Annotated in this window: 1 pseudogene; it reads right to left on the reverse strand. The window is 42.5% G+C overall.

Annotation, left to right across the window (positions count from 1 at the left end):
• A pseudogene (locus ACHRWY_RS27675) lies at nt 1–287 on the reverse strand (flagellar motor protein MotB); the annotation flags it as partial.

The following is a 287-nucleotide window of genomic DNA, read 5'->3' on the forward strand; positions in this document are numbered from 1 at the left end:
GCCAAGTCCGGGATAACCGTCTGAGGCAAAATAGATTTCATTCTCACTGGTCACATACGGAAAGGTTTCCTTGCCTTCGGTATTAATGGTTTTTCCTAAGTTTTCGGGTGTCCCAAATTCTCCGTTATTGTTAATGCTTGCTTTGTAAATATCCGACTGACCTAACGTTCCGGGCATATCAGATGCAAAATATAAGGTTTTCTCATCAGCACTAAGCGCCGGATGAGCCGTGCTGTAATTGTCACTGTTAAAAGGAAGTTCGGCAATGTTAGTCCATTTTCCGTTTT

The sequence above is a fragment of the Flavobacterium sp. FlaQc-48 genome (assembly GCF_044007335.1).
Classification (GTDB): Bacteria; Bacteroidota; Bacteroidia; order Flavobacteriales; family Flavobacteriaceae; genus Flavobacterium.